13 protein-coding genes, 1 tRNA gene and 1 pseudogene are annotated in these 26171 nt (G+C 35.5%); 6 read left to right on the forward strand and 9 right to left on the reverse strand.

Annotated elements, in window-relative coordinates; all coding sequences use genetic code 11:
- Positions 1 to 28 precede the first annotated feature (28 nt).
- Positions 29 to 8542: a DNA-directed RNA polymerase subunit beta/beta' gene (locus tag ABWU32_RS02120; RefSeq protein ID WP_353278733.1), complete on the forward strand. Its 8514-nt coding sequence runs from the start codon at positions 29 to 31 to the stop codon at positions 8540 to 8542.
- A 6-nt stretch (positions 8543 to 8548) separates the two neighbouring features.
- On the opposite strand, the gene dusB is transcribed toward ABWU32_RS02120, so the two are convergent.
- The gene (dusB, locus tag ABWU32_RS02125) at positions 8549 to 9511 is read right to left on the reverse strand and encodes a tRNA dihydrouridine synthase DusB (RefSeq protein ID WP_012673040.1); all 963 of its coding nucleotides are present in this window, start codon (positions 9509 to 9511) and stop codon (positions 8549 to 8551) included.
- A gap of 5 nt (positions 9512 to 9516) precedes the next feature.
- Positions 9517 to 11439 (reverse strand): C48 family peptidase, encoded by a 1923-nt coding sequence (locus ABWU32_RS02130; RefSeq protein WP_265027923.1) that lies wholly within the window; start codon positions 11437 to 11439, stop codon positions 9517 to 9519.
- A 143-nt stretch (positions 11440 to 11582) separates the two neighbouring features.
- Here ABWU32_RS02130 and serS point away from each other — a divergent pair, with 143 nt between their 5' ends.
- Both serS and purD read left to right on the forward strand, forming a co-directional pair.
- Positions 11583 to 12860, forward strand: coding sequence for a serine--tRNA ligase (serS, locus tag ABWU32_RS02135; RefSeq protein WP_141457322.1), 1278 nt, complete (start codon positions 11583 to 11585; stop codon positions 12858 to 12860).
- Positions 12861 to 12894: 34 nt separating this feature from the next.
- A complete protein-coding gene (purD, locus tag ABWU32_RS02140; RefSeq protein WP_353278735.1) occupies positions 12895 to 14166 on the forward strand; it encodes a phosphoribosylamine--glycine ligase in 1272 nt (423 codons plus the stop codon).
- A gap of 636 nt (positions 14167 to 14802) precedes the next feature.
- Here the strand turns inward: purD and ABWU32_RS02145 are convergent.
- Positions 14803 to 17190: a hypothetical protein gene (locus ABWU32_RS02145; RefSeq protein ID WP_353278737.1), complete on the reverse strand. Its 2388-nt coding sequence runs from the start codon at positions 17188 to 17190 to the stop codon at positions 14803 to 14805.
- A gap of 449 nt (positions 17191 to 17639) precedes the next feature.
- On the opposite strand from ABWU32_RS02145, the gene ABWU32_RS02150 reads away from it, so the two are divergent.
- From ABWU32_RS02150 to gatC, 3 genes are all read left to right on the forward strand, one after another.
- On the forward strand, positions 17640 to 18506 hold the full coding sequence (locus ABWU32_RS02150; protein ID WP_006280296.1) for an ankyrin repeat domain-containing protein: 867 nt from the start codon (positions 17640 to 17642) through the stop codon (positions 18504 to 18506).
- 303 nt (positions 18507 to 18809) lie between these two features.
- The gene (locus ABWU32_RS02155; protein WP_015588775.1) at positions 18810 to 19736 is read left to right on the forward strand and encodes a ribose-phosphate diphosphokinase; all 927 of its coding nucleotides are present in this window, start codon (positions 18810 to 18812) and stop codon (positions 19734 to 19736) included.
- Positions 19726 to 20079: an Asp-tRNA(Asn)/Glu-tRNA(Gln) amidotransferase subunit GatC gene (gatC, locus tag ABWU32_RS02160; protein WP_015588776.1), complete on the forward strand. Its 354-nt coding sequence runs from the start codon at positions 19726 to 19728 to the stop codon at positions 20077 to 20079. The genes ABWU32_RS02155 and gatC overlap by 11 nt, the downstream gene beginning before the upstream one ends.
- Positions 20080 to 20120: 41 nt before the next feature.
- Here gatC and ABWU32_RS02165 read toward each other — a convergent pair whose 3' ends face one another.
- The 6 genes and pseudogenes from ABWU32_RS02165 to ABWU32_RS02190 all read right to left on the reverse strand — a co-directional run.
- Positions 20121 to 21383, reverse strand: a complete 1263-nt coding sequence (locus ABWU32_RS02165; protein WP_015588777.1) for a Tol-Pal system protein TolB — start codon at positions 21381 to 21383, stop codon at positions 20121 to 20123.
- Positions 21384 to 21388: 5 nt separating this feature from the next.
- Positions 21389 to 23023 carry a ribonuclease J gene (locus ABWU32_RS02170; RefSeq protein WP_012673044.1) on the reverse strand — a complete coding sequence of 545 codons (1635 nt, stop codon included), beginning with the start codon at positions 23021 to 23023 and terminating at the stop codon, positions 21389 to 21391.
- A 331-nt stretch (positions 23024 to 23354) separates the two neighbouring features.
- A complete protein-coding gene (gene dnaJ, locus ABWU32_RS02175) occupies positions 23355 to 24473 on the reverse strand; it encodes a molecular chaperone DnaJ (protein WP_353278739.1) in 1119 nt (372 codons plus the stop codon).
- Between the two features lie 82 nt (positions 24474 to 24555).
- Positions 24556 to 24633: transfer RNA gene (locus tag ABWU32_RS02180), tRNA-Arg, on the reverse strand.
- 66 nt (positions 24634 to 24699) lie between these two features.
- Positions 24700 to 25623 carry a hypothetical protein gene (locus tag ABWU32_RS02185; protein WP_015588779.1) on the reverse strand — a complete coding sequence of 308 codons (924 nt, stop codon included), beginning with the start codon at positions 25621 to 25623 and terminating at the stop codon, positions 24700 to 24702.
- Between the two features lie 214 nt (positions 25624 to 25837).
- Positions 25838 to 26110, reverse strand: a pseudogene (locus ABWU32_RS02190) (hypothetical protein); the annotation flags it as partial.
- Positions 26111 to 26171 lie beyond the last annotated feature (61 nt).

Below are 26171 nucleotides of genomic sequence, written 5' to 3' on the forward strand. Positions count from 1 at the left end.
GCTCTTTTAATTAGTTTGGGGTATTTTAATGGTTGATTCTTCTTATATGTACGCTTCTGGTGCTTTTGTTCCTAGAGTTTCTTATTCTAGGTCGATTGATTTAAAAGGTTCTTTATTGGATTTGGTTAAGGTTCAAAAAGAATCGTATGATTCATTTACTCCTCAGAATAAGGGTAATGAAAGACTTGAAGTTATCTTTCATACAATCTTTCCAATAAATGATCCTTTGCGTAGGGCTACTATTGAGTTTATAAGTTGTAGGGTGGATGATCCTAAGTATGATGAATCTGAGTGTATAAAGCGTGGTGTAACTTTTTCTGCTCAGGTTATTGCTTCTATACGTCTTGTTGTTATGCAGGATGGTATTTCTCTTGATGAATATAAATCGATTAAAGAGAGTGGAGATCATTCTAAACTTGCAACCGTTGTAAAATCTATAGAAGAGCAGAAAGTCCACTTTTGTGGGTTGCCTATGATGACTGATAAGGGCACTTTCATCATTAATGGTGTGGAAAAAGTTATCGTCTCACAAATGCATAGGTCTCCTGGTGTATTCTTTGATAGCGATAAGGGAAAAACTTACAATTCTGGTAAATTGATCTATTCTGCTAGAATTATTCCTTATAGGGGTTCTTGGCTTGATATTGAATTTGATGTTAAAGACCATTTGTATTTTCGTGTTGATAGAAAAAGAAAATTGCCAATCTCAGTTTTATTAAAGGCGTTGGGTTTATCAAATAATGATATACTCGATAGATTTTATGAGAAAATAAAGTATGTAAAACATAAAGATGGTTGGAAAGTGCCTTTTGTTCCTGATAAATTTAAAGGAGTGAGGCTGCCTTTCGACTTAATGGATATTGAAGGTAATGTGCTGCTTAAAGCTAACGTTCGTATTACCTCAAGACTAGCTAAAAAGCTATATGATAATGAATTGAAAGAGTATCTGGTTCCTTTTAATTCTATATGTGGTTTATTCCTCGCAGAAGATTTAATGGATAGTGCTAGCTCTACGAAAATTTTATCTGCTGGTGAATCTATAAAGCTGGAAGACATAAAGAAGCTTGAGTTATTATCTGTAGATGAAATATCAGTGTTGAACATAGATAATTTGTTTGTTGGACCTTATATATTAAATACGCTTTTCTTAGATGAAAACATGTCTTATCAGGATGCACTATATGAAATATATAGAGTTTTGCGTCCTGGTGAAGTTCCTGTTTTAGAGATAGTAGAAGAGTTTTTCCGTAATCTTTTCTTCAGTCCGGAATATTATGATTTGTCTAACATTGGTAGGTTGAAGCTTAACTCTTACCTTGGATTAAATTATGATGAGGATTTAACTGTTTTAACGCATGAAGATATTATTGAAATTGTGAAAAAAATAGTATTGTTACGTGACGGTCAAGGATCTGTAGATGATATTGATCATTTAGGAAACAGAAGAGTAAGATCAGTTGGAGAGTTTATAGAAAATCAATTTAGAACTGGGTTGTTGAAATTGGAACGCGCAATAGTTGATTCTATGTCCACTTCTAGTTTAGATAAAGTTTCTCCATCTGATTTTATTAATCCAAAAGTGTTAACTAATGTCTTAAGAGATTTCTTCAATTCTTCTCAATTATCTCAATTTATGGATCAGACTAATCCGTTATCTGAAATAACACATAAAAGAAGGTTATCCGCGTTAGGTCCTGGCGGTTTAACAAGAGAACGGGCAGGATTTGAGGTGCGTGATGTTCATCCAACTCATTATGGAAGAATTTGCCCTATTGAGACTCCTGAAGGGCAAAATATAGGGTTAATCAACAGCTTAGCTATATACGCGCGTATTAATAAATATGGTTTCATTGAAAGCCCTTATAGAAAAGTAGTCAATAGGGTTGTTACTGATCAAATTGAGTATCTTTCTGCTATAGACGAAGGCTCACATCATATAGCTGACACTAGCGTAAAGCTTGATGAAAATAATTGCTTTGTTGATGACATGCTATACTGTAGATATGCTGGTAGCTTCGTCATGGTAAGTAGCGACCAAGTTAGTTACATTGACGTATCTCCTAAGCAGGTAATATCAGTTGCAGCTTCCTTGATTCCATTTTTAGAAAATGATGATGCTAATAGAGCATTAATGGGCTCAAATATGCAACGTCAGGCCGTACCTTTATTGAAGCCTACCGCTCCTCTGGTTGCTACTGGTATGGAGTCTTTTGTAGCTTCTGGCTCTGGTGCTGTAGTTTTAGCAAAACGCGATGGCATAGTTGATAGTTCTGATAGTAACTCTATAGTTATACGTGCTTTTGATAAAGAAAGGGTTAACTACTTGGACGTAGATATTTATCATCTAAGGAAGTTTCAGCGTTCTAACCATAATACTTGTATTAATCAAAGACCGCTAGTGTGCGTAGGTGATTATGTTAAAAAGGGTGATGTAATAGCTGATGGTCCTGCAATTAACAGTGGTGAGTTGGCGCTTGGTAAAAATTTGCTAGTCGCTTTTATGTCTTGGCAAGGTTATAATTTTGAAGACTCTATTATTATTTCTAGTGAAGTTGTTAAAAAAGATCTCTTTACTTCTATTCATATAGAAGAATTTGACTGTGTTGTACATGATACCCCTTTAGGATCAGAAAAAATAACTCGTGCTATACCTGGTGTTAATGAAGAAAATCTATATCACTTGGATGATAGTGGTATAGTGAAAATTGGTACAAGAGTTGGTCCAGGCTATATTCTGGTAGGTAAAGTTACACCTAAACCTTCTCTTTCATTGCCTCCTGAAACGAAGTTATTAATGACAATTTTTGGTGAAAAGTCATTCGATTGTGCGGATTCCTCTTTATATACATCTCCAGATGTTGAAGGGACAGTAATTGATGTACAAGTCTTTACACGCAGGGGGGTTGAAGAAAATGAAAGGGCATTACTCATCAAACAAAAAGAGATAAATGACTTTGAGGAAGAGCGAGATTATATAATCAATGTTACTAGTGAATATTTCTATGATGAATTGAAGAAACTTCTTATTAATTCTGGTTCTCAAGATCGAGAAAAATTTGACTCTATTGAACGTGAGCAATGGTGGGGTATAGGATTAAAAAACCAATCCATTTCTGAGCAAGTTAAGAGCTTAAAAAAAGATTTTGATGAAAAAGTATCACATGCAATAGCACAGTTTAAGCGAAAAGTAGAAAAATTACATGAAGGTTATGACCTGCCTCAAGGTGTGTCGATGTCAGTAAAAGTTTTCATTGCTGTGAAACATAGTCTGCAACCAGGGGATAAAATGGCTGGTAGACATGGAAATAAAGGTGTGATTTCTCGAGTTGTGCCAGTGGAAGATATGCCTTATTTGGAAGATGGTACTCCTGTTGATATTATTCTTAACCCTCTTGGTGTTCCTTCACGAATGAATGTAGGGCAAATACTGGAAACGCATGTAGGTTGGGCTTGTAGAAAATTAGGGGAAAAGGTAAGTAATATTCTCGATGAGATCAATAAGATCAAAAGTGCTTTTTGCAAGGGAATTAGGTCCCTTAACGATGATAATTTTACACAATTTGCAGTAGCATACCTTGATAATAAAAAAATTGAAAATATTGATGATGATGAAATAACGGCTTCTGTTTTAAATACACCTAATAAGAATGCACTAAATGACGAGTTGAATGAGTTAGTAGAGAACTATTTGAACTCTTGTAAAAGTTCATACAGCAATTTACGTAACTTCCTGATTGAGGTTTATAGCTATGGCAGTAACGTATCTATCTGTAATGATATTCGTAATATTAGTGATAATAATCTCATTGAATTTGCACGCAAATTACGTGATGGCGTTCCTGTTGCTGCACCTGTATTTGAGGGTCCAAAAGATGAACAAATAGCAAAATTATTTGAACTTGCTGGTTTAGATAACTCTGGACAAGCTGTATTATATGACGGTTGCAGTGGTGAAAAATTCGACCGCAAGGTTACAGTTGGTTACATGTACATGCTTAAGTTGCACCACTTGGTTGATGGTAAAATTCATGCGCGTTCAGTAGGGCCTTATAGTTTGGTTACTCAACAACCTCTTGGAGGAAAATCTCATTTTGGTGGTCAGCGTTTTGGTGAAATGGAATGTTGGGCATTACAAGCCTATGGTGCTGCTTATACTTTGCAGGAAATGTTAACTGTGAAGTCTGATGATATTAATGGTAGAGTTAAGATTTATGAATCGATAATAAAAGGTGACAGTAATTTTGAATGTGGAATTCCTGAATCCTTTAATGTGATGATAAAAGAACTACGTTCTTTATGTTTAAATGTAGATTTAAAGCAAAATGATGTAGTGATTGAAGATATATCTCACACTAACATTGCACAACCTTTTAATGAGGTTAGCATATCGATTGCTAGCCCTGAAAGTATTAAGCGTATATCTTGTGGTGAGATAGAAGATGTTTCAACTGCAAATTATCGTACGTTCAAAGTTGAGAAAGGTGGATTATTTTGCCCTAAGGTTTTTGGCCCTGTCAATGACGATGAATGTTTATGTGGAAAATACAAAAAAAGAAGACACAGAGGTCGCATATGCGAAAAATGCGGAGTAGAAGTTACATCTTCTAAAGTAAGAAGAGAAAGGATGGGTCATATAGAGCTTGCATCTCCTGTTGCTCATATATGGTTTTTGAAATCGCTTCCTTCAAGAATTGGAGCATTATTAGATATGTCTCTCAGAGATATTGAGAATATTTTATATAGCGATAATTATATCGTAATAGATCCTCTTGTTTCGCCTTTTGAAAAAGGTGAGATTATTAGTGAAAAAGCTTATAATGAAGCTAAAGATAGCTATGGGATCGATAGTTTTGTAGCTATGCAAGGTGTTGAAGCTATAAGAGAGTTGCTAACGCGCCTTGATTTACATGAAATTAGGAAGGATTTAAGACTAGAATTAGAATCTGTTGCTTCTGAGATAAGAAGAAAGAAAATTATAAAGAGATTGCGTATTGTTGAAAACTTCATTAAATCTGGAAATAGGCCTGAGTGGATGATACTTACAACTATACCTATTTTACCACCTGATTTGCGTCCTTTGGTATCGCTTGAGAGTGGTCGTCCTGCAGTTTCTGATCTGAATCATCATTATAGGACTATTATTAATAGAAATAACAGGTTGAGGAAATTGTTGAGCTTAAATCCTCCTGAGATTATGATTCGTAATGAAAAAAGGATGTTACAAGAAGCAGTTGATTCTCTTTTTGATAATAGTCGTCGTAATACTTTGGTAAATAAAGCTGGTGCTGTTGGATATAAAAAGTCCATTAGTGATATGTTAAAAGGAAAACAGGGTCGTTTTCGCCAGAACCTCTTAGGAAAAAGGGTAGACTACTCTGGACGTTCTGTAATAGTTGTTGGTCCAACTTTGAAACTAAATCAGTGTGGATTACCAAAAAGAATGGCTCTTGAACTATTCAAACCTTTTGTTTACTCAAAGCTTAAGATGTATGGTATGGCTCCAACTATTAAGTTTGCTAGTAAGTTGATAAGAGCAGAAAAACCAGAAGTTTGGGATATGCTTGAAGAGGTAATAAAAGAGCATCCTGTTTTGTTGAATAGAGCGCCTACGCTACATAGACTTGGTATTCAGGCTTTTGAGCCAATCCTTATTGAAGGCAAAGCAATACAGCTTCATCCGCTTGTCTGTACGGCGTTTAATGCTGATTTTGATGGTGATCAAATGGCAGTGCATGTGCCAATTTCATTGGAAGCTCAGCTTGAAGCTAGGGTGTTGATGATGTCCACTAATAACGTTTTAAGTCCTTCTAATGGCAGACCGATTATAGTTCCTAGTAAAGATATAGTACTTGGTATATATTATCTGACTTTACAAGAACCTAAGGAAGATAATTTACCATCTTTTGGTGCTTTTTGTGAAGTTGAGCATTCCTTGAGTGATGGTACTTTACATATTCATTCTAGTATAAAGTATAGGATGGAGTATATTAATAGCAGCGGTGAAACTCACTATAAAACTGTTTGTACAACTCCTGGCCGTTTAATATTATGGCAAATTTTTCCTAAGCATGAGAATCTAGGCTTCGATCTAATAAATCAGATATTAACAGTCAAGGAAATAACTGGTATAGTTGATTTGGTATATCGTAACTGTGGTCAAAGTGCTACAGTGGCATTTTCTGATAAATTAATGGTACTTGGCTTTGAGTATGCCACATTTTCTGGTGTCTCTTTTGGTCGTTGTGATATGGTTATACCTGAAACTAAAGCTACACATGTTGATCACGCGAGGGGTGAAATTAAGAAATTCTCTATGCAATATCAAGATGGGCTAATAACTAGAAGTGAGAGGTATAACAAGGTTATAGATGAATGGTCTAAGTGTACGGATATGATAGCTAATGATATGTTAAAAGCAATATCTATATATGATGGAAATAGTAAGTACAACTCAGTGTATATGATGGTTAACTCTGGTGCAAGGGGTTCTACTTCACAGATGAAACAGCTAGCAGGAATGCGAGGGCTCATGACCAAACCTTCTGGTGAGATTATAGAAACACCTATAATTTCTAATTTCCGTGAAGGATTGAACGTATTTGAATACTTTAATTCTACTCACGGTGCGCGTAAAGGTTTAGCTGACACTGCACTTAAAACTGCAAACTCTGGATACTTAACTCGTCGTTTAGTTGATGTATCTCAAAATTGCATAGTTACAAAGCATGACTGTAAAACAAAAAATGGTCTTGTTGTGAGAGCTACAGTTGAAGGAAGTACTATAGTTGCATCTCTAGAGAGTGTTGTGCTGGGTAGAACAGCTGCAAATGATATATATAACCCAGTGACAAAAGAATTATTAGTAAAAGCAGGGGAATTAATTGATGAGGATAAAGTAAAGCAAATCAGCATTGCAGGTCTTGATGTTGTAAAAATTAGATCGCCTTTAACTTGTGAAATAAGTCCTGGTGTATGTTCTTTATGTTATGGAAGAGACCTTGCAACTGGTAAAATTGTTTCAATAGGTGAAGCAGTTGGTGTTATAGCTGCTCAATCTGTTGGAGAGCCAGGTACTCAGTTAACGATGCGTACTTTTCATATAGGTGGAGTAATGACTAGAGGCGTTGAATCCTCGAATATTATAGCTTCTATTAATGCTAAAATAAAGTTAAACAATAGTAATATAATTATAGATAGAAACGGAAATAAAATTGTGATAAGCCGTTCCTGTGAAGTCGTGTTGATTGATAGCCTTGGTAGTGAGAAGTTGAAGCACAGTGTACCTTACGGCGCTAAGCTTTATGTAGATGAGAGTGGGTCAGTAAAAATTGGCGATAAAGTTGCGGAATGGGATCCTTATACATTGCCTATTATCACGGAGAAGACTGGTACAGTGTCTTATCAGGACTTAAAAGATGGAATTTCGATCACTGAAGTGATGGATGAATCTACAGGAATATCAAGCAAAGTAGTAAAAGACTGGAAATTGCATTCTGGTGGAGCTAATTTACGTCCTCGTATTGTGCTGCTTGACGATAATGGTAAAGTAATGACACTCGCAAGTGGCGTTGAAGCATGTTATTTTATACCAATCGGTGCAGTGCTCAATGTACAAGATGGCCAGAAGGTTCATGCAGGTGATGTTATTACAAGAACACCAAGAGAGTCAGTTAAAACTCGTGATATTACTGGTGGTTTACCGAGGGTTATAGAGTTATTTGAAGCACGTCGTCCTAAAGAGCATGCTATTGTTAGTGAGATAGATGGCTATGTAGCGTTTTCTGAAAAAGACCGTAGAGGAAAATGCAGTATATTAATTAAACCTGTAGATGAACAAATTTCTCCAGTTGAATATTTGGTATCAAGAAGTAAGCATGTAATAGTCAATGAAGGTGATTTTGTACGTAAAGGTGATCTATTGATGGATGGTGACCCTGATCTCCATGATATTTTACGTGTGCTTGGGTTAGAAGCTTTAGCGCACTATATGATTTCTGAAATACAGCAAGTTTATAGATTGCAGGGTGTTCGTATAGACAATAAGCATTTAGAGGTGATCTTAAAACAAATGCTACAAAAAGTGGAAATTACTGATCCTGGTGATACTATGTACTTGGTTGGCGAAAGCATTGACAAGCTGGAAGTTGATAGGGAAAATGATGCTATGAGTAACTCTGGCAAACGGTCTACTCATTATCTTCCTATTCTGCAGGGGATTACTAGGGCAAGTCTTGAAACTAGCTCCTTTATTTCTGCTGCCTCTTTCCAAGAGACAACAAAAGTACTTACAGAAGCAGCATTCTGCGGGAAGAGTGATCCTTTAAGTGGATTAAAAGAAAATGTTATAGTAGGAAGATTAATTCCTGCTGGTACAGGTTTGATTATGAATAAGATCAGAGCACTTTCACTTTGTGATAATGTGGATAAATATGAAAAATATTTTGATATTGAAACTTATGACGAGGAATGGTTGATGGATAATGGTTGTCATTTACACTCTGGTGAGGAAGAGAGCGTAGTGGCATACGATCAGTCGAATTGAGTACAGCTAGTGTGTCTCTTGACCAAAAAAGCCAATAATATTTTCTTTCACTTCTGTGCTATCTGTCATGTTATTTACTCTCACACGAAATTCAGATGAGCCTTGAAGCCCGCTACTGTACCAACCTATGTGTTTGCGGGCCATCTTTATTCCTGTGTCATTTCCATAGTACTCAAGAATATTGTCGTAATGCTCGAGTATGATGCTTAATCTCTCTGAAGCTGTTGGCTCAGAAGTTTCACTTCCACTGAGAAAGTTCATTGCTTGATTAATCAGCCAAGGTTTACCGTAGGCACCACGACCTATCATCACTCCGTCTGCTCCAGATTCTTTGAGAGCATTCTGAATATCATTTAAATTTTTAATATCGCCATTTACTATAACTGGAATTTTCACTTGCTCTTTAACATTTCTAACGAATTTCCAATCTGCTTGACCATTATAAAGCTGCGCTCTTGTTCTTCCATGCACAGTGATCATTTTTGCTCCTAAGTCTTCGGCAATTTTCGCAAGTCTCGGGGCATTGCGATTTTCATCGTTCCATCCAGTGCGCATTTTCACCGTAACTGGCATATTCACTGCTTTGACCACAGCTTCAATTATCTCAGCGGCTTTTTTCTCATCACGCATTAGCGCTGATCCTGCATAACCGTTTACAACTTTTTTAACAGGGCAACCAAAGTTTATGTCTATAATTTTTGCTCCCATGTCCTCGTTTAATTTTGCAGCCTCCGCCATAACATCTGGCTCACACCCAGCAAGCTGCACAGCAGTTAATGCATCGACTTTTGCTTTTTGCAAACTCTGGCGAGTTTGCATAATCATAGCTCTGCTTGCGATCATCTCTGAAACTAACAAACTTGCACCAAGTTTCTTCACAATACTTCTAAACGGATAATCAGTCACTCCAGACATTGGAGCTAAAATAACTGGAGAATCAATTGTCAAATTTCCTACTTGTAGGGACATATATTCTATGTGTTCAAACCTAGCGCATTTACACATACTGTTACAACACTTTGTATAGCCGAACTTACTTTTTCCATAAGAGAAGGCTCTACCTCTACTATCTCAGCTCTCTCATAATGACCAGGTGCCAAGTATACCGTTTCTTGTTCTTTATTTCCCCATAGCTCGTTGTTCTGCTGATAACCTTCATTTATCATTCCCGCATTTGGCAGAAACAATGTATTTACATCATTACCATTATTTTTATAGTAGACGTCAATTTCAATATTAGCCAGCGAAGCTAAGATAGAAATTTCTTCTATGAAAACATGGTAACTTTGGCTGCTGATTGCCTCTAGATAAGATCTATAAATGGATTTGCCATTGAGAAAAGAATTTGCTGCAGTATCACTATTATAATTTCTATCATATTTTCTTTCACTAATATTGAGATTACTAGCACTAATGCTTCTTAAATCACCTATAACTTCATTTTCTTTTAATGTTGTAAGACAACATAACTTTTTTATTAATTTATTAGTCTTTTTTTTGATCTTCTCTACCCGTCTGTTTGTATGCTGAACCAAATCTTTTATTGAGTCCGACATACCAATCAAATGATTTGGATTTTCTAAGAATGCACCAAAAACTTTCTGCATCTGTCCCTTCAATAACTCAGGCATCCTTGGATCATTCAAAGAGTTAAATTGACTTAAAAATTTGTGCCATTCCATTCTCATATCTTGTGCTTTTTCAGTTTTATATTGACCAGAGCTATTATCACCAAATACCGCATGGAAAAAGCAGTTGCCATCACCTGTAGTATTATATTGAACAATTTTTGTTTGCTTACTTTCTACTGAATCTAAACTTACTCCGCTATCTTTACGACTTATATTTCCTGGACCACCTAATACAGGGCTTGGCGTGCCAGCCCTGCTTTGTTCATCCTTTTTCAACGCTTTTGCAAATTCTTTTCTCTTCTCTATTAATTGCTCTGAACTAAGTTCATATTTTAGCTGATCATCAATTTCATCAAACGATTTGCCTGCTTTCAGCATATCTGTAATTTTCTTAGCATTCTCTAAGGCAAATATTCCACAATTATACTTATCATCTTGTTGTTTAGCTTTTGAGTTTCTAATACTACTATTGTTTATTCCTAGAGTTTTCTGTAGCGCACTTGATACCTCTTCTGGTAATGGTTCACCAAATGAATCGCAATAATATGCTCTAAACTTTTTACTCTTTTCATCATGAGAAATAACCAATGTTACCCAATGATTGTTATTTAAGTTAAGAATTGAAGATAATACTAAATTGTTATCCCCTTTTACTTTATCTTTATATTCTTGCAATCGGTTCCCCAGAAAAGATGTAAGATTATCGAGGCAAGAAAAGAACACTCCTTTGGAAAATTCCCTGTGACCTTTTTTACGATATGGCATCCATCCATAGTAACTTTTTGCAATCTCTGCAATATCAAAATTACTTAACCAAAATTTATAATCTTCTTTTTTATTTGTCTTATATACAAAAGAATCCTTATTTTCTTTGCAGTCAAAAATACCACTATCCCTATCAGGAGTTTTCGGTCTTGCTTGCTTTTCTGGAGTCTTGCCTTGCAAATCTTGTAGTTCTGTATCTTTTTCTTCACTCTTTTCCCCCTTTGAAGCTCTTTTTCCATTAATATAGTTCTTCGCTAAGTAAAATAAAGGTTCAACAACCATTTTGTATGCTACTGTAAGAATTATTCCCATTAAAACCCAAACTACGGGGTTAGAGATGAGCATAGCAAGTGGAAAGGTCAATAGAGGGGATCCTATTACCGCCCCTAAACAGCCAGCAGCGAATGTGGCTGCTAGGCATACACAAGTAGCGTAGATAACGAATTCCTCACCAGCAAAGTCAGTGCTCTCTTTCTGATTATTTTTTGTAATACCCAACATACTACACCCTATGAACGCTAAGTTAATTAAATTTTAACAAATTCTAACAAAAAAATCAACCATAATAATTTTAGTAGTATGAGAATATATTGAATATTAAGAGCTTTTGGAGTACAGTAACAATGTTAGTAATAGCACAATATATGCACGATATAGAATATATACGCAAAAACCCTGAAGGATTTGAAAAGGCAATGAAAAGCAGGGGAATTAGAGAATCTACTGCGGAAGAGATATTAGAAATCGATCACGAGAAAAGATCATTAACCACTAAACTGCAGGATTTGAATAGGCAGCGCAATGAAATCACAGAGGAAATAAAAAAGCTTAAAATGAGCAAGAGCCCCTGTGAAGAGCAAATAGAGTTGTCAAAAAGCATCACAAATGAGATAGAGGCAATCAGCTTAAAAGAACAAGCAGAAAAGGATAAGTTAGTGAATGTTTTATCTAACTTGCCGAATATTCCTGCGCAAGATGTGCCAATAGGCGCAGATGAGAACTCTAATTTAGAGGTGAGAAGATATGGAGGAAAAAGACAGTTTGATTTTACAGCAAAATCTCATTATGAGCTCGGGGAAAAGTTAGGTTTAATGGACTTCGAACAAGCGGCGAGAATTTCCGGATCAAGATTTACGATATTAAAAGGACAGTTAGCTAAGCTTGGACGAGCGCTAATAAATTGTATGCTTGAAATGCATGTTAATGAATTTGGCTATACTGAGGTGTACCACCCGGCTTTGGTGAAAAACGAAGCTATGTATAATGTTGGTCAGCTACCGAAATTTTCTGACGATTCGTATTTAACTACCGACGAATTGAGGTTGATTCCAACAAGTGAAGTGTTTTTAACAAATTTAGTTGCTGACAAAATAATGGAAGAAAAAGAACTGCCTATTCGCTTTACTGCATATTCGGAGTGCTTTCGTAAAGAAGCAGGTAGTGCAGGTCGCGATACCAGGGGCATGATAAGGCAACACCAATTTGGTAAAGTGGAGTTGGTAAGCATCACAACTGAAGACCAATCAAATGATGAGCTTGAGCGTATGACGAGTGTTGCTGAAGAGATATTAAAAAAATTAGAATTGCCATACAGAGTAATGCTGCTTTGCAGTGGCGATATGGGTTTTGCTGCACAAAGGACTTATGACATAGAGGTATGGTTACCTGGGCAAAATAAATATAGAGAAATATCAAGCTGCTCAAATTGTGGTGCATTTCAAGCAAGAAGGATGAACGCTAAATACTCTTCAGAAACTGATAAAAAGATGAAAAAATATATTCACACTTTAAACGGCTCAGCTTTAGCTATAGGAAGAACGATTATTGCCATAATGGAGAATTATCAAAATTCTGACGGGTCGATTGCAATACCAAACGTGTTGCAAAAATACATGAGTAATGATACTGTTATAAGCAAATAATAATTTTGACATATAGAAAAGCGAGGAAATAAAGATGAAGGTTCTGGTTATAGGTTCTGGTGGGCGTGAGCACGCTCTACTTTGGGCTCTAAAAAAATCTCCTATCTTGACTGAGTTATATGTAACTCCTGGTCGCCAAGCTATGAAAGATCTTGGGGCTCTTGTGGATGTAAATATTCAAAATTCAGTAGATGTTACACAATTTTGCAAGAGAGAAAATATAGAGTTGGTTGTTATTGGTCCAGAACAACCAATAATTGATGGGCTTGCTGATGATTTAGTTGCAGAGGGAATAAATGTTTTTGCTCCAAGTCAAGCAACTGCAAAACTTGAGGGATCGAAGTCTTTCACCAAGGAACTATGTAAACGATATGGTATACCAACTGCCAAGTACGAGTGTTTTGTTGATGAAGGGTTAGCTAAAGATTTTGTACGTAGCAATAAAATAAAGTTTCCACTTGTAGTGAAAGCAAATGGAATTGCAGCAGGAAAAGGGGTGGTTATATGTAATACAGAAAGCGAAGCTTTTTCAGCAATAAATTCAATGCTAGTGGAGAAAAAATTTGGTGAATCAGGTGAAGAAATAATCATAGAAGAGTTTTTAGTTGGAGAAGAAGTAAGTTTTTTTGCTCTTATTGATGGGTTGAAAGTAGTAACTCTTGGGTGTGCAAAAGATTATAAGAGAGTTGATGAAAGTAATGAAAGCCAAAATACTGGAGGTATGGGGTCGTACTCATCACCTTCAATTATAAGTAAGGACATGGAGCAAAAAATTATCCAAAAAATAATATACCCTACAGCTCAAGCATTGGTTAACATGGGTACGTCTTATAAAGGAGTACTCTTTGCTGGTTTAATGATTTGCAAAGATAGCCCAAAACTTCTCGAGTATAACGTTAGATTCGGTGATCCAGAAACGCAATCTATATTACCTAGATTTGATTCAAATTGCGATTTGTTAAAATTGATGTTGTCAGTTGCAGAAGGAAAGTTAAATGTCAAAATGGTGGAACTTAACAACAAATCTACAGTTTGTGTAGTTGTTGCAAGTAAAGGCTATCCGGGTGATTATCAAAAGGGAGAAGTAATTAAAGGATTAGATAAGATTGAAAGCATTCCTGGTGTGTTGGTGTTTCATGCTGGTACTAAATTCGATGAAAGTGGTAACTTAGTTTCCGATGGCGGAAGAGTGCTAAATATAGTAGCAGAAGGGAGCACTATAGAGGAAGCCAAAAGTAAGCTGTACTCAGCATTAAATTTTTTAGAATGGCCAGGGGGCTTCTTCAGATACGATATCGGTAGTTAATGTTAGCTGTCGGTTAGCAGGTGGTTCACAGAAACGAAAAACTTCCTTGACAAACTCCGCCAGCCCCCTTATCATGAAACTGAAGCTATTGTATTTGCTTTCGCCAATCTGCAGATTAAAAGGTAAGGATTACTTAATGTATCGGCGTCTTATGTTCAATTTTTTGCAGTATATAGATACTGTATGTCTTTACAAAACTTCATCTACATCTAGATTTTTATCTAAATAAGCTGAACGCGCTTATAAAGCGTTACAAGACATCAAAAAATGCCAATACTCGACAGAGATAGTAAAAGACTAGCTAACTCGGGGATTCTTTGTCTTTTTTTCTGCTTAGTAAACTTCTTAAACATTTGCAGCGTAAGTTAGTTGCAATTAAAAGCGGCTGAATCTCGCTTGTCAAGCGTTTAAAACATAAAAAACGCCAATATTTTAAAGCGGATAATAACCCCAGGGCTTCTTTTGCCTTTTTTTTCATTTGGTAAATTTCTTAAATATTTATGGCTAAACGACAATCGTCATCCCGCTACTTGTTAGCGGGATCTAGAGATACCGCGGCGGTATGACGTAGGGAAACCTTTCTTGGGTTAGCTATAAAACTAATCAGCATCTTGTTTAGCACATATAAATTAAGTTTCACAAATATAGTGCTAAACCTTGAAAATATGTTATAGCTACTTCTTCCAATTTAGTGGTGGGTTTTGACAGTACACATGTTATTTTACTAGCTACCAACTCAAGTGTCACAGAAGTTGCAATCACTGCATTTATATTCTGTACTTTAACATTTACTCTACTTTCTATTAGAGGCTTTACCCCCCCTACATCATTACGTACAGCAGTATGATTTATTTCATTTTTAGTTCCACTACTATGCTGCAACAAGATATCCCCATTAACTTTTATTTCAACATTTTTGTCACTACTACCATTGTTAAAATTTAATCCCTCATCTCTTCTACTTTGTCTTTTTTCTTTTAATTTTAATTCAGTTTCTCTTTCATCAAGTACGGAAACGGTAGGAAATGGGATGTGAGTTTTTTCCTGACCATCTTGATTTATAGCTCTTGTTGTATTAAAAGCTTCGTTGCTTTTACATGATATTGTATAAGTAAGTGGTGTGTAGATTTTTTCTTCACTATCTGGATATTTTATAGTTATTGTTGCATTAAGAATGTCTTTCAGAATATCGTTTTCTCTAGCTATGTCTAAAATTTCTTGAATAACTTTGCGATCATGTAATGCGGCAAGTAACTTATCAGTTACTTTTTGATTATTTTTATGTTTTATGGTTATTGTTGTGTTAAGAATGTCTTTCAGAATACCGTTTTCTTTAGCTACTCTTAACATTTTCTCAACAGCTATACTATCTTTACGTAGTATAGCATAAGCAAGTGGTGTGCAAGTTTCTTCCTGACCATCTGGATATTTTATAGTTGTTGTTGCGTCAAGAATGTCTTTCAGAATATCGTTTTCTTTAGCTACTCTTAACATTTTCTCAACAGCTATACTATCTTTACGTAGTATAGCATAAGCAAGTAGTGTAACAGTTACTCTCCGACCATCTAGACATTTTATAGTTATTGTTGCGTTAAGAATATCTTTCAGAATACTGTTCTCCTTAGAGATTTTTAAAATTTCTTCAATAGCTATACTATTTTCACGCAGTATAGCATAAGCAAGTAGTGTGTAAGTTACTTCCCGGCTATCTGAATGTTTTATAGTTGTTGTTGCGTCAAGAATATCTTTCAGAATACCGTTTTCTTTAGCTACTCTTAACATTTTCTCAACAGCTATACTATCTTTACGTAGTATAGCATAAGTAAGCGGTGCGCAAGTTTCTTCATGACCATCTGGACATTTTATAGTTGTTGTTGCATCAAGAATATCTTTCAGAATACCGTTTTCTTTAGAGATTTTTAAAATTTCTTCAATAGTTTTGCTATTTTTACATGATATAGCGTAAGTAAGCGGTGTGTAAATTTCTTCTTGACCATCTAGATATTTTATAGTAGTTGTTGCGTCAAGAATATCTTTCAGAATACTGTTCTCTTCAGCTGCTACTAGAATTTCTTTAATAATTTTGCCATCCTCCCAGAACATAGCATGAGCAAGTGGTGTGTAAGTCACTTCCCGGCTATCTAAATGTTTTATAGTTATTGTTGTGTCAAGAATATCTCTCAGAATACCGTTTTCTTTAGCTACTCTTAACACTTTTTCAACAGCTATACTATCTCTACGTAGTATAACATAAGCAAGTAGTGTGTAAGTCACTTCCCGGTCTAGATATTTCATGGTTGTTGTTGTGTTAAGAATATCTTTCAGAATACTGTTCTCTTCAGCTGCTACTAGAATTTCTTTAATAGCTTTGCTATCCTTCCAGAACATAGCATAAGCAAGTGGCGCGTAAGTCACTTCCTTGTTATCTGGATATCTTATAGTTGCTGTTGTGTTAAGAATATCTTTCAGAATACCGTTCTCCTTAGAGACTTTTAAAATTTCTTCAATAGCTATACTATCTTCACATAGTATAGCATAAGCAAGTGGTGTAACAGTTGCTCTCCGACCATCTGGATATTTTATAGTTGTTGTTGCGTTAAGAATATCTTTCAGAATACCGTTTTCTTTAGAGACTTTTAAAGTTTCTTCAATAGTTTTGCTATTTTTACATAATATGGCATAAGTAAGTGGTGTGCAAGTTTCTTCCTGACCACCTGGATATTTTATAGTTGTTGTTGCGTCAAGAATGTCTTTCAGAATACCGTTTTCTTTAGCTACTCTTAACATTTTCTCAACAGCTATACTATCTTTACGTAGTATAGCATAAGCAAGTGATATAATAGTTGGTTCTTTACCCCGATGTTTGCTTACTTCCGTAGTAAGAATCCTTTGTTTTTCCTTTTTAGATATTTTTTCTAGTTCTTCAGCAATGCTACTTTTTTTGCCTTTTATTTTTGATGCTAATTTTAAAATATTTTTTTCATCTTTCTCTTTCAATTTCGAATCGTTTACCTGATGAGTCATTTTTTTTCTCAAGGTCTTTCTTATTAAACTAAGTATAACATTTCCTCTCTTCGTGGTTATAATATTTGCTTTTATGAATCAGTTGTGTTGATAATGTATTAATTGCATAGTTCAGACATTGTTTTATAAAGCAAAATTTTAGTAGACCACCTTACAAGAACGTTTCTTGCTAATTCTGAATCCGAAAAAAGGACGCAGTAAAGTTATTTGTAAGGGAAGAATGAAACTTGTAGCTATAGCTAAACTGACTTACGATAATTTGAAAAACCGTCATCCCGCTGCTTGTTAGCGGGATCTAGAGATACCGCGGCGGTATGACGGTTCGCAGTGGTATGACGGTTCGCGGCGGGATGACGATAAGCTCGTCATCCCGCTACATTAATATTGTATTAATAAAAACTTAATAATAATCCTTAATAATATATGAACTAACATGTTCGCAATTTCGTATGACAGAGGAAACAAAAGATGGATATGCTTCCTTATATGTTGCAATTCAGGAAGGTAATATTGAAGCTGCAGAACTACTAATAAAGTGTGGCACAAACGTCAATGATCATTATGAACGCAATCGTACGCCACTGCATATTGCCATCGGACGCAAACAATTAGAAATAGCAAAATTGCTAATAAAAAATGGAGCAAACGTTAATGCAAAAACTCAAAATCATGGTAAAGATGATCTAACACCAATGCACTTTGCAGTTTTTGCAAATACGCCAGAATTTATAGAATTACTAGCTAGCCATGGTGCATTGATTAATGAAAGAGAAAGCACCGAAGGGTATACTCCTCTTCACTTTGCTGCTTTGTATGGGAACAAAAATATAATACAAGCCTTAATTGATAAGGGACAAGATATTGAAGATGTGGACAATAATGGGCGAACAGCTCTGTTTTTAGCTGCTAGGCAGTGCACTGAAGCAGAAGATGATAGCAGAATAGAAATTATCAAGTATTTGATAGACAAGCTCAAAGCAGATGTAACAAAGAAAGACAATAATAACAATGCAGTACTCTTTCCTGCCGCTAATAATTGCCCTGGAAAAGTGGTAGAATTCATCATTGAGCAATATATAAAAATCTTTGAGTTAGAGAATTTTATCAACCACAAAAATAATGATGGAATGGATGCTTTGGATATTGCGCTGAATAGTGGAAACGAAAAAGCTATTGAAGTATTAAGATCATATGGAGCAGATATCAAGAATAAGGTAGATGGTAGCATTCAAAAAATTACTGCAGAAAAACCAAGTAGTACCCTAGACAGAGCAGAAAGTGCAGAGGTAGCACCTCCAATTAAGCAAAGAGTATAAAACTTTTTATAAAGCGATTATAAATTTCAGTAAGTTGCAGAGGCTCTACAATGGGAAGTGTAGTATGTTAGCAGATACAAATGACTAGATAAATTATATTTCATTAAAGTCATTTATCTTGAAACATAAGCAGGATTTTGTATAGTTGTTTCAATTTGGGTCTGTATATTGAAACAATGCGTGAAAATGACAGGTCATTGTACAAGAGATACCTAATTCGCCGACAAGAATACTAGATAAAGAAACTTACATTTCAATTATTTTACAATTTCTGTATAATCTTAAAAACTCAATTAGTGCGTTATGAAGATAATAATAGGTAATGCTAGTAAGGAATTAGGGGAATCAGTAGTTAACCGGCTAGATGTTCAACCATCATCTGCTTGGATATCAAAGTTTACCGATGGCGAGGTAAATGTAGAAGTAGCAAATGATCTGTATAATCAAGAAGTATACATAGTACAATCTCTTTCTCCCCCTGTGAATGATAACCTTATGGAGCTTCTGCTTATAATTGATGCAGTAAATAGATTAGGAGCCAAAAGGATAGTAGTAATTATTCCTTATTATGGATATAGCAGACAAGATAGAATTATCAAAAACAATAATATGCAATCTGCTTTAAGTGCTAAATTAGTTGCAAATCTTATTCAAACTGCAGGTGCAAGTAGTGTTGCAGTTATTGATTTGCACTCAAGTCAAATTGAAGGATTCTTTGATGTACCGGTAACTAATTTGAACTGCTTTGAAGCATTTGTTGACTCTATAAACACGGAAAATTTGGCAATTGTTGCACCTGATGTTGGGGCAATTGGCAGAGCACGTGCTTTTGCGAGGGCTTTAGAGGAAAAGTACAAGATAGGGTTAAGTGATAAGATTATTGTAGTAGATAAATATAGGGAGAAAGCAGGCACATCTCAAGTAATGAACATAATAGGAGAAGTTGCAAACAAAAATTGTGTCATTGTTGATGATATAGTTGACTCTGGTGGAACGTTGTGTAATGCAGCTCTTGCTTTAAAAAGTTACGGAGCAAAGTCCGTAACTTCATGCATCACACACGGTGTGCTTTCAGGAAGTGCAGTTGAGAAAATCTCTTCCTCTTCTTTAGATAAATTAGTGATTACGGATACCATACTTCACAAACTTGAAAAAACTGGTAAAATAGAAGTTGTTTCGGTTGTAAATATTTTAACTCACTTCATCCAAGGAGGTAGAAATGCCAGCTAAGTCAACAGAAGACGTTATTACTTCACTAATAGAATTTGCAAATAAGAGAAAAATAACAATTACCAAGGAAGAAATGCTTAAAATTGCACAGCTTGTAAGGATTAAGTTATCAAATGACGAGATTGATCACTACTCCAAAGAACTGACAATGCTGGATTGGATACACGATACTTTATTGCAAGTTAATACTGAAGGTGTTTCTCCTATGCGTTATGGCAGCATAGACAAGGACATTCATGTACGCGATGATGTTATAAATTCTCAAAACATTAAAAAAGAGATATTGTCCAATACAAAACCTGAGCATGGGTATTTTGTAGTGCCAAAGGTTATAAGCGATTAAAGTAAAATAAGGCTCATATCAAACCTATAATAGATCTACTTTCAAAAATAAGACCAATCCGGTAAAGAAGCATTTGTGGGAGTGGAAACCATTTTTTGATTTTTCTTTACTAAGTCTACTAAATATAGTTTAGAGTTGCTTGGTGATTCTGTTCTTGTAAAAATGATTTCTCTACCATTTGGTAGCCATGCCGGGGATTCAATTTTATGCCCCTCTGAAAGCAGACGTTCTTCTTTGCCATCTGGCTTCATAACTCCTATGTAAAATTTTCCTGACTGAATCTTTGTAAAAGCTATCAGATCTCCTTTTGGCGACCAAACAGGCGTAGCATATCTTCCACTTCCAAAACTAATTCTTTTAGGTTTTTTACTTTTGTTAGTAAAATCGATAACGTACAGTTGCTGACTCCCACTTATATCAGAACTAAAAGCCATATACTTTTGATCTGGAGAAAAAGAGGGAGAAGTGCTTATAGCTGAACCTTTAGTAATTTTTTTTGTTCGTTTACTACTTAAATCCAAAGATAATATATTCGTTTCACCACCCAATGAGTGGGAAATTAAAAGAGATTTACCATCGGGAGAAAATCTTGGTGCAGAAACAACTCCTTCAAATGCGCTGATTATTGATTCAGTGTTATCTTTTAAATTTTTTAATATTATATAACTTTTACCATTTGCGTACGAGATATAAACAATACCCTTTCCATTTGGTGAGAATCTCGGTGTTGACACAAATCTATCGCCATTTGTTAAGTATTTTATATTACTTCCATCTTGATTCATCACAGCAATTTTACGCACAGATTTGTAGTTGCTATCTTTTTCTTCAGCGATATACGTGATTTTTGTGTTGAAGTGCCCTTTCTCACCAATTAATCTATCATGTATCACATCCGAAACGAGGTGACCAATTTTTCTCCAGTCTTTTGCTGGAAAAACAACTGACTGAGTAAGTAATTCTCTTTTTGTAAAAGTGTCAAATAAACGAAATGATAGCTCTAATGCACTACCAGATATTTCGCTTAAACTTACTGTGACTACAGTATCGCTTTTCCAAGATTTAGATTCAGCTTCCGCGCCACGTTTTACATTAAATAAGCCACAATTAGATAAATTTGTTCCTATTACCTTTGCAATATTTTCGCTTAATTCGCTTTCCAACGCTGTTTTACATGTACATTTAGATACAACAAGACCAATGTTACCAACACTGCTTTTTTTTATATCAACATATAAAGCAGCTTTTGTAAAATAAGGAATAAATAACGAAATAAATAACACCAGATGAACGAATAGCTTCATTCATTTCATACCTGTTCTATCTGAACCTCAATTATAGGCCTTTTTAGTAAATATTCCTTTAAGATACTCAATATTGAACTTTCAATCTTATTTTTAATTTTTTTTGTTGGCTGCAAACTAAACAACGACTCAACTTTCTTGACAATTTTCTGTATGGTAGCTGCATCTTCTAGCACTTCAAAAACACCAGGTACAAATACTTTTGGTTTAGCAAGCAATTTATTTTTCTTGTTTACAACTGCTGTTACCACAATAACTCCGGCATCTCTCATCCTTTTACGCATTTTTATAACACTGCTCTCCGGATGACGTAGCAGCATACCATCAATACCAAAGTAGTCAACATCAATTGAATCAACTTTTTCTCCGTTCTCCAAATTAACAATATCACCTGGTGCAATCATTATTGCTTTTGCCACACCGCACTCTTTAGCAAATTTTACATGTGCATGCGTGTGAATATATTCGCCGTGAACTGGAATAGACATCTTCGGTTTTATTAAAGAATACATTTCCTTTAGCTCTTCTCTTGTTGGATGCCCAGAAGCATGAACATGCTCTGTTTTTTCAGTAATAACTTCTACCCCCATCTCAATAAAGGCATTGAGCATGTTGTGCGCACGAGTTTCATTTCCAGGAATGATTTTTGACGAAAAGATCATGGTATCACCTTGCTGCATTTTAAATGCTTGATGACTCTTAGCAGCAAGTCTTGCGGTAGCTGCCAGTGGCTCACCTTGACAACCTGTGCAAAGTAGCACCAGTTCTTCCCTTGGAAAATTTACTGCTTCCTTTGCTTCAAGAAACTGAGGAGAATCAGTTAAATAACCACTATCTTGCGCAACTTTCACTATTCTCCATAAAGATCTACCAAGTAAAACTACTTTTCTATTTAGTGCTTTTGCAGCTTGGCTTATCGTTTCAATTCGTGCCACATTTGAAGCGAATAGCGAAACAGCAACTAATTTTTTAGACCGCTTTATTATGTTATAAATATTATTATAAATTTCACCTTCTGACTCAGGGTGATGCTTGCTTAATATATTGGTTGAATCGCAAATTGCTGCAAGCAGGTCACCTTTATCGCCAATTTCTTTTAGACGCTCCATATTAGAAGTTAATCCAACAACAGGTTTTGGATCAAATTTCCAGTCTCCGGTATGGAGTGCACTACCCATTTCAGTGCTAATTAATATTGAATTTGCCTCAGGAATTGAATGAGTTACATTTATAAACTCGACGGTAAAAGGACCCAAATTTATGCTGCCATTTATGTCTACCTCTTTTACAGGCACTATACCTTCCAATCGAAATTCTTTTAGTTTTTCTTTAAGAAAATTAACCGTAAACTTTGTTGTATATATGGAGCACTGCAACTCTTCCCACAAGTGGGGCACTGCACCGCAGTGGTCCTCATGTGCATGTGTAATTATTATTCCAAGTAAATCTTTTTTTCTTTGAGCAATAAAATCTATATCAGCAATGAGCAGCTCAACACCTGGCATAGTTTCATCTGCAAAACCAACACCAAGGTCGATCATAATCCACTTACCTTGGTAATGATATAGGCTAACATTCATCCCGATTCTTCCTACTCCCCCAAGCGGAAGAAATAAAAACTCATTTTTGTTTATATTCATTAAATTTAAATTATTAAAACCTGAGAATAGCAAAACTTCGACCTTAAATAAAGAAATTTATTGCTTTTACATAGTTTTATAGCTAACCCAAGAAAGGTTTCCCAACGTCATACCGCGATTTATTCGCGGTATAGATTCCGCTAACGAGTAGCGGAATGACGAATTTGTTGTTTTTCAAATTGTAGGTAAACCTAAGCCACTTTGGCTATAAGGAGCTAAGAAGTTTCTATTGGCTAATTATTGTTAAGTTTTCCATGAGTGAGATCAAAAAATTGCAGGATTAAATGAAAACCCGTAAACAGTTACCCCTTTATGTCATTTAGCAGATTTCTTATTTTTTTTTTACTTTACTAAAAAACCCTTCAGATTGCTTTTGTACACTTGCATTTTCCTCTTCTTCAAGCGCTTTTAATAGTTCAATTTGCTTTTTAGTTAAATTTTTTGGATTTAAAGTCTCAACTATTACCTGTACGTATAAATCACCACGAGCATGTGAGTTCATATATGGCATACCCTTTTCCCTACAACGTAGTTTGGTACCAGTTTGAGTGCCTTCAGGGACCTTTACTTTTATTTTAGCTCCATCAATTGATTGAATATCGATTTCACCACCAAGCACTGCTAGTGTCATTCTTATAGGCACTTTACAGTGTAAATCTGCTTTATTTCTAGCAAAGATTTTATGGAAAATTATTTTCACGTATACGTATAAATCTCCACTTTTTCCACCTTTTGTTCCAGCTTCTCCTTTACCACTTATCCTTACCTTAGCTCCTTCTTCTATGCCTTTTGGAATTGAAACGGATATATTTACTTCATCTCTTCTACGTCCACTTCCACCACATTTCTTACATTTGTTTTGTATTATTTCTCCTTTCCCATAGCATGTAGTACATGTTCTTTCGATGGTAAAAAAGCCTTGTTGAGTTCTAATCCTACCGCTTCCCTGGCATGTGTGGCACTGAACTGGTTTAATTGCTCCTTCGCCACCTGTGCCTTGGCATGTATCACATTTTACATTTGTCACATAATGTATAGGCGCTTGTATTCCTTTAAATGCATCTTCTAAGGTAATTTCAAGATCATAACGTAGGTCTGCTCCAGATACTCCTGTTGTACTTCTTTTTGCTCTCGATCTACTTGCACCACCACCGAATCCTCCACCAAAGAAGTCATTGAATATGTCGCTAAAATCTCCTGCAGAGCTAAAGCCTTGAAATCCACCAGAAGCACCTTCGTGGCCATAACGGTCATAGCCTGCCCTTTTCTCAGAGTCAGACAGAACTTCATATGCAGCTGTTACTTCTTTAAATTTTTCCTCTGCTTCTTTATTGCCAGGATTTCTATCAGGATGATATTTTAACGCTAATTTTTTATATGCTTTTTTTATCTCATCAATATTGGCATTTCTGCCTACTTCCAGCAGATCATAGTAGTCTTTTTTGCTCATATATAATAGTTTAGTGTTTAACCTTTAAAGATAGGTATTACATATATTAATTTCAAGTGTGACTTCTGTTTCCTATAAAATGTGGTGCACCCTGAGCGACTTGAACGCCCGACCTTTTGATCCGTAGTCAAATGCTCTAATCCAACTGAGCTAAGGGTGCTTTCACAAAGTTAACTTTAGCAGGTTTTGTAGCTTGATTCAATTAATTTGGCTAAAAATAAAACTGTTAATTTTTATCACGCGTGAACCCCTTACAATTCCCAAACTTCTGTTGCAAATAAGGATTATCAAATGCATTTTGAGGAGGAGCAGTTGGAGTAGTATTAGGATCTTGAGAAAAGTAAGGAGGTGGTGCATCATAACGAGAAGAATCTCCATAACCATGCCCTTGTTTAAGATAGCTATCTACCGCTCTTTCAGCTTTCTCGATATTTTCTGATTCTTCCTCATGCTTCATATGAAAAGCTAAACCACCAGTAAAACACACAAGAGAATTAACGCCAAGGATAACTAAACCCCACACTGGTAAGACTGGGTAAACAGCACAAGCTACCAAAGCTGCCAAAGAAACAGCGCCAACCGCAAATTCTATATTTCTGAACGTTTTAAATTTACTATCCAGGTAATCTATTTTTTCTTCTTTTCTAGCCACTTTTCTGCTGCTGTTATACCAAAAACACATACCAGCATGGAAAGCAACACACACAACTGCAGCTACCATACCTAAAGCTAATAACTTTCTATTGTCTTCTGAGTCTTTTTTCTTATCTTCTCTGCTTTGATGGCTACCACTACTGAAACCAGGGTTATTTATAACTGTAGTATGACCACCAAACAGGCTGCGAAGTAGTAAATAATCCCAAAAATCTAAACCTCTATCATTGTATACATGTATATGTGTAGTCTGAGAGCCTGTAGGTTGTGCGTTATTCCCTGCGTTATATTGATCATTTCTGCTTCCTGTATCGTGCCTATTGCTTGAATTTGGATGTGTAAATTCTTCATACACATTTTTAAAATTCTCCTTGCTCCAAGTTAAATTCGGTGTATTATTACAATACTGTAGAAACCCTTCAATATTATTATTATTACCTAATTTCTTTATATAGGCTAACGCATACCTTTTTAAAACACTATCACTTGCTACCATAAATACCCTCTTAAGTTAAGATTAAATTAATAAATATTTATTATGACAAGATAACATCTACTTGTCAACTTGAGCCTGATTCAAGTATCCGTTCAGAGTGTGGCAGAAGAACTTATTCAAATAAAGTAGGTGGTAAAATATAAACATTTTATAAAGTGAAAAATGGACTTTTCAGACCACTGCCGAGCTAAAAAAGCCCTGAAAAACGTGATACTTAGGCTACTTCTTGCTTAAGCTGTACAATTTCAGCTTGAGAAAGGCCAGTGGATTCAGCTATTAAATTAACAGATACACCAGCTTTAAGTAAATTTTTTGCAACTTCGATTTTTCCTTTCTCTATACCTTCCTCAAGTTTGTATTCAAGAATGGCTTCTTCTTTCCGCAGATCCATTATTCTTTCTTCATATGCTACTAAATCTTTCTCATTCCAGCAAAACTTGTCTAACTCATCGTAGGCTAACTTTATTATTGGTGCTTTTTCTGCTATCAACTATGTTTTTTAAAAATTTTTTTATTTGTGTAATTTTGCAAATTATATGGGCAATAAA

The organism is Wolbachia endosymbiont (group A) of Udea olivalis, assembly GCF_964028365.1.
Classification (GTDB): domain Bacteria; phylum Pseudomonadota; class Alphaproteobacteria; order Rickettsiales; family Anaplasmataceae; genus Wolbachia; species Wolbachia pipientis.